The sequence below is a fragment of the Sphingomonas sp. GC_Shp_3 genome (assembly GCF_026540945.1).
Lineage (GTDB): Bacteria > Pseudomonadota > Alphaproteobacteria > Sphingomonadales > Sphingomonadaceae > Sphingomonas.
In genome coordinates, this window is record NZ_JALNUT010000023.1 from 1 (window position 1) to 5,828 (window position 5,828).

Sequence of the window (5,828 nt, forward strand, 5' to 3'; positions counted from 1 at the left end):
TTGGTTGCGGGGACAGGATTTGAACCTGTGACCTTCAGGTTATGAGCCTGACGAGCTACCGGGCTGCTCCACCCCGCGCCAAGGATATCCCTTTTGGGGGAGACATGTGAATGGGTTCTGTGTTCGAAGTTTATTCTCGCGCACGGGCTTCAATGCCTGGCGACGACCTACTCTTCCATCGCTTAAGCGATAGTACCATTGGCGCAGGCTGGTTTCACGGCCGAGTTCGGGATGGGATCGGGTGGGGCACAGACGCTATAGCCACCAGGCAATGGAGCCGGTGCGCGAGAATGTGTTCGGGTTTAAAATCGATACCGTGCACGTATTGGGAGTTTGTATCAGGCGTTTGCATTTGATCATCCGCCAATCGTCTGACGCTGCTGGTGTGACCCAGGGTTGTCATTGATGGTGGGACTCTCAAGCGCGAATAGAGCAATTAGTATCGGTTAGCTCCATGCGTTACCGCACTTCTACATCCGATCTATCAACGTGATGGTCTTTCACGGCTCTATGAAATCTTATCTCGAGGGAGGCTTCCCGCTTAGATGCTTTCAGCGGTTATCCCGTCCGTACATAGCTACCCTGCTGCGCCGTTGGCACGACGACAGGTACACCAGAGGTACGTTCAACCCGGTCCTCTCGTACTAGGGTCAACTCCTCTCAAATTTCGACGCCCACGGCAGATAGGGACCAAACTGTCTCGCGACGTTCTGAACCCAGCTCACGTACCACTTTAATTGGCGAACAGCCAAACCCTTGGGACCTGCTCCAGCCCCAGGATGTGATGAGCCGACATCGAGGTGCCAAACAACCCCGTCGATATGAGCTCTTGGGGGTTATCAGCCTGTTATCCCCGGCGTACCTTTTATCCGTTGAGCGATGGCCCTTCCACGAGGGACCACCGGATCACTATGACCGACTTTCGTCTCTGCTCGACTTGTCAGTCTCGCAGTCAGGCGGGCTTATGCCATTGCACTCTAACAGACGGTTTCCAACCGTCCTGAGCCCACCATCGCGCGCCTCCGTTACTCTTTAGGAGGCGACCGCCCCAGTCAAACTACCCGCCACAGAGGGTCCCTCACCCGGTTTCACGGGTGCAGGTTAGACATCAGAAAACAACAGGGTGGTATTTCACCTATGGCTCCACGTCAGCTGGCGCCAACGCTTCAAAGCCTCCCACCTATGCTACACAGTTCTTTCCTAATGCCACTCTGAAGCTGCAGTAAAGGTGCACGGGGTCTTTCCGTCTAACCGCGGGAACCCCGCATCTTCACGGGGAATTCAATTTCGCTGAGCATGTCCTGGAGACAGTGGGGAAGTCGTTACGCCATTCGTGCAGGTCGGAACTTACCCGACAAGGAATTTCGCTACCTTAGGACCGTTATAGTTACGGCCGCCGTTTACCTGGGCTTCATTTCAGAGCTTGCACTCCTCCACTTAACCTTCAGGCACCGGGCAGGCGTCAGGCCCTATACGTCGTCTTGAAGCCGACTTAGCAGAGCCCTGTGTTTTTGCTAAACAGTCGCTACCCCCTGGCCTGTGCCCCCTCAAAGTGCTTGCGCATAGTGAGGGCCTCCTTCTTCCGAAGGTACGGAGGCAATTTGCCGAGTTCCTTCAGGACACTTCTCTCAAGCGCCTTGGTATACTCTACCTGACCACCTGTGTCGGTTTCGGGTACGGTCTATACGGTGGGGCTATTTCCTGGAACCTCTTCGAAGCCCTCCCAATCCAATAAGGGAGAACAACACACGAGATCCGTCACACACCACCAGGCCCACGAATATTAACGTGGTTCCCATCGACTACCCCCTTCGGGCTCGTCTTAGGGGCCGGCTCACCCTGCGCGGATTAGCCTTGCGCAGGAACCCTTGGTCTTTCGGCGAGAGGGCATCTCACCCTCTTTATCGCTACTCATGTCTGCATTCGCACTTCCGATACCTCCACGGTCCATTACCAGACCGCTTCACAGGCGTACGGAACGCTCCGCTACCGCGTGGAAATAAATCCACACCCTAAGCTTCGGTGCATCACTTTAGCCCCGTTACATCTTCGCCGCAGAACCTCTTGTTTAGACCAGTGAGCTGTTACGCTTTCTTTAAAGGATGGCTGCTTCTAAGCCAACCTCCTGGTTGTTTTGGAAGTTCCACATGCTTTCCCACTTAGTGATGACTTGGGGACCTTAGCTGTAGGTCAGGGCTGTTTCCCTTTTGACGACGGACCTTAGCACCCGCCGTCTGTCTCCCGGATATCACTCCTAGGTATTCGGAGTTTGGTTAGAGTTGGTAGGTCTCGCGACCCCCGCATCCATCCAGTGCTCTACCCCCTAGGGTGTCCATCCGAGGCACTACCTCAATAGTTTTCGCGGAGAACCAGCTATTTCCCGGCTTGATTGGCCTTTCACCCCTAAACACAACTCATCCGGTAACTTTTCAACGTTAATCGGTTCGGACCTCCAGTGCATGTTACTGCACCTTCATCCTGGTCATGCCTAGATCGCCGGGTTTCGGGTCTAATACTTCAAACTATGTCGCCCTATTCAGACTCGCTTTCGCTGCGCCTACACCTAACGGCTTAAGCTTGCTTGAAACATTAAGTCACAGACCCATTATGCAAGAGGTACGCTGTCAGGGCTCAAGACCCCTCCAACTGCTTGTAGGCAATCCGTTTCAGGTACTGTTTCACTCCCCTCATCGGGGTGCTTTTCACCTTTCCCTCACGGTACTAGTTCACTATCGGTCGCATACGAGTATTTAGGCTTAGAGGGTGGTCCCCCTATGTTCAGACAGGATTACACGTGTCCCGCCCTACTCAAGTCCTGAAGTCTCACTTTCGCATACGGGGCTGTCACCCGCTATGGCCGGTCTTTCCAAACCGTTCTGCTAGTTGAACTCCAGGCACTGGCCTGGTCCGCGTTCGCTCGCCACTACTAACGGAATCTCGGTTGATGTCTTTTCCTCCAGCTACTGAGATGTTTCAGTTCGCCGGGTTCGCTTCACGAAACCTATGTATTCAGTCTCATGATACCTCACACCATTTAGCCCAACTGCGATCTTCATCGCAGCAGAGTTAAACGGGATGGGTGGGTTTCCCCATTCGGAAATCTGCGGGTCAAAGGTTGCTCACACCTCACCGCAGCTTATCGCAGCGTGCCACGTCCTTCATCGCCTGTATGCGCCAAGGCATCCACGAATTGCCCTTACCTCACGCTTGAGAGTCCGCACCACCAATGACAACGCTGGGTTGATCTTGCGACCAACCAAAACTCGGCAGAGCAGCACTGTCACAGTATCTTGGTGCGGATGATTAAAATGCTCAGCCTGATATTTGCAGCACGCAGTTCGTCCGCTCGATCGAAAAGGCGAACCCTTCCAAACCTCTCGTCCAAAACCACATGCCGTATTCACGGCATCGATTTTAAGAACCCATTCACAATGTCAAATAAAGAGAGCGCTTGCGCTCTCGGTATCGCCAACACCCCGAGGGGTGCGGCAAACTGATGTCTTCATCATCTGGAAAATCTTGGGGGCAACGTGTGCGTTGACCGCTGCGCCGTCAGTCGCAGCAAAGCTGCGCCTTGTGACGCGCTTCGCAAGCGCTGGCCGGCATTAGCGAAGTGCAGATTAGCTTGCTAATCCCTCTCTTCGCCTGCGGCTTGGTGGAGCCTATCGGGATCGAACCGATGACCTGATGCTTGCAAAGCAACCGCTCTCCCAGCTGAGCTAAGGCCCCATCAAAGTCGTGGTGGGCCGAGTAGGAGTTGAACCTACGACCTCACGCTTATCAGGCGTGCGCTCTAACCACCTGAGCTACCGGCCCAAAACCGTGCCCGCGCATCGCCAGACCATATCGCTGCTCAACAGAGCACGACACAGCGCTGGCTGCGCTGATTTCCAGAAGATGAAGGGACATGAGGACGGCGGCAAATGTTCTTTGGAATGGAGGAAGCTCTTCCCAATGCCGAGGCATCAGGCGCTTTCCGCCGATATCCTTAGAAAGGAGGTGATCCAGCCGCAGGTTCCCCTACGGCTACCTTGTTACGACTTCACCCCAGTCGCTAAGCCCACCGTGGTCGCCTGCCTCTCATTGCTGAGTTAGCGCAACGCCTTCGGGTGAACCCAACTCCCATGGTGTGACGGGCGGTGTGTACAAGGCCTGGGAACGTATTCACCGCGGCATGCTGATCCGCGATTACTAGCGATTCCGCCTTCATGCTCTCGAGTTGCAGAGAACAATCCGAACTGAGACAACTTTTGGAGATTAGCTCACCCTTGCAGGATTGCTGCCCACTGTAGTTGCCATTGTAGCACGTGTGTAGCCCAGCGCGTAAGGGCCATGAGGACTTGACGTCATCCCCACCTTCCTCCGGCTTATCACCGGCGGTTCCTTTAGAGTCCCCAACTAAATGATGGTAACTAAAGGCGAGGGTTGCGCTCGTTGCGGGACTTAACCCAACATCTCACGACACGAGCTGACGACAGCCATGCAGCACCTGTGTTCCAGTCCCCGAAGGGAAGAGATCCATCTCTGGAAATCGTCCGGACATGTCAAACGCTGGTAAGGTTCTGCGCGTTGCTTCGAATTAAACCACATGCTCCACCGCTTGTGCAGGCCCCCGTCAATTCATTTGAGTTTTAACCTTGCGGCCGTACTCCCCAGGCGGATAACTTAATGCGTTAGCTGCGCCACCAAATCTCTATGAGACCTGACAGCTAGTTATCATCGTTTACGGCGTGGACTACCAGGGTATCTAATCCTGTTTGCTCCCCACGCTTTCGCACCTCAGCGTCAATACCAGTCCAGTGAGCCGCCTTCGCCACTGGTGTTCTTCCGAATATCTACGAATTTCACCTCTACACTCGGAATTCCACTCACCTCTCCTGGATTCAAGCGATGCAGTCTTAAAGGCAATTCTGGAGTTGAGCTCCAGGCTTTCACCTCTAACTTACAAAGCCGCCTACGTGCGCTTTACGCCCAGTAATTCCGAATAACGCTAGCTCCCTCCGTATTACCGCGGCTGCTGGCACGGAGTTAGCCGGAGCTTATTCTCCCGGTACTGTCATTATCATCCCGGGTAAAAGAGCTTTACAACCCTAAGGCCTTCATCACTCACGCGGCATTGCTGGATCAGGCTTGCGCCCATTGTCCAATATTCCCCACTGCTGCCTCCCGTAGGAGTCTGGGCCGTGTCTCAGTCCCAGTGTGGCTGATCATCCTCTCAGACCAGCTAAAGATCGTCGGCTTGGTGCGCCTTTACCACACCAACTACCTAATCTTACGCGGGCTCATCCCTAGGCGATAAATCTTTGGGCCGAAGCCATCATCCGGTATTAGCAGCAATTTCTCGCTGTTATTCCGAACCTAAGGGCAGATTCCCACGCGTTACGCACCCGTGCGCCACTATGTCCGAAGACATCGTTCGACTTGCATGTGTTAGGCATGCCGCCAGCGTTCATTCTGAGCCATGATCAAACTCTCAAGTTTATGTATCTCATCCAGCGAGGCGGAATAACCCCGTCAGACAAGCTCATCTCAAGGAGCAAGCTCTGCACAAATCATTTACGTATGGATACGTGAAGGACTTGCGAGCCAGCTTATTGCTACCGAGCACCCAACGCCTTGAAAACGCTGGACCCGGAGCCGCCGCCCACATGTCCCTTCATCTAAACCAACAATGTCAAAAAGCGCAAAATACCGACGCCCAGCTAAACCTCCCTTTTACCAGAAGGTGCCCAGCGCCGACAATTTGATGACCACAACAACAACCAATCGGTCAACCGCTGCGGTGAAACCCCTCTAAGTGAACACCCACACACCGTCAAACGGTTTTT

Annotated in this window: 3 tRNA genes and 3 rRNA genes; all 6 read right to left on the bottom strand. The window is 54.0% G+C overall.

Going from position 1 to position 5,828, the window contains the following annotated elements:
• Position 1 precedes the first annotated feature (1 nt).
• Positions 2 to 78, bottom strand: a tRNA-Met gene (locus tag OXR00_RS19520).
• A 76-nt stretch (positions 79 to 154) separates the two neighbouring features.
• A 5S ribosomal RNA gene (rrf, locus tag OXR00_RS19525) occupies positions 155 to 269 on the bottom strand.
• Positions 270 to 416: 147 nt separating this feature from the next.
• Positions 417 to 3,210, bottom strand: a 23S ribosomal RNA gene (locus OXR00_RS19530).
• Between the two features lie 443 nt (positions 3,211 to 3,653).
• A tRNA-Ala gene (locus tag OXR00_RS19535) sits at positions 3,654 to 3,729 on the bottom strand.
• 10 nt (positions 3,730 to 3,739) lie between these two features.
• Positions 3,740 to 3,816, bottom strand: a tRNA-Ile gene (locus OXR00_RS19540).
• A 176-nt stretch (positions 3,817 to 3,992) separates the two neighbouring features.
• Positions 3,993 to 5,481 (bottom strand): 16S ribosomal RNA (locus OXR00_RS19545).
• The 16S, 23S and 5S rRNA genes sit together here with 3 tRNA genes alongside, the layout of an rRNA operon.
• Between the last annotated feature and the right edge of the window lie 347 nt (positions 5,482 to 5,828).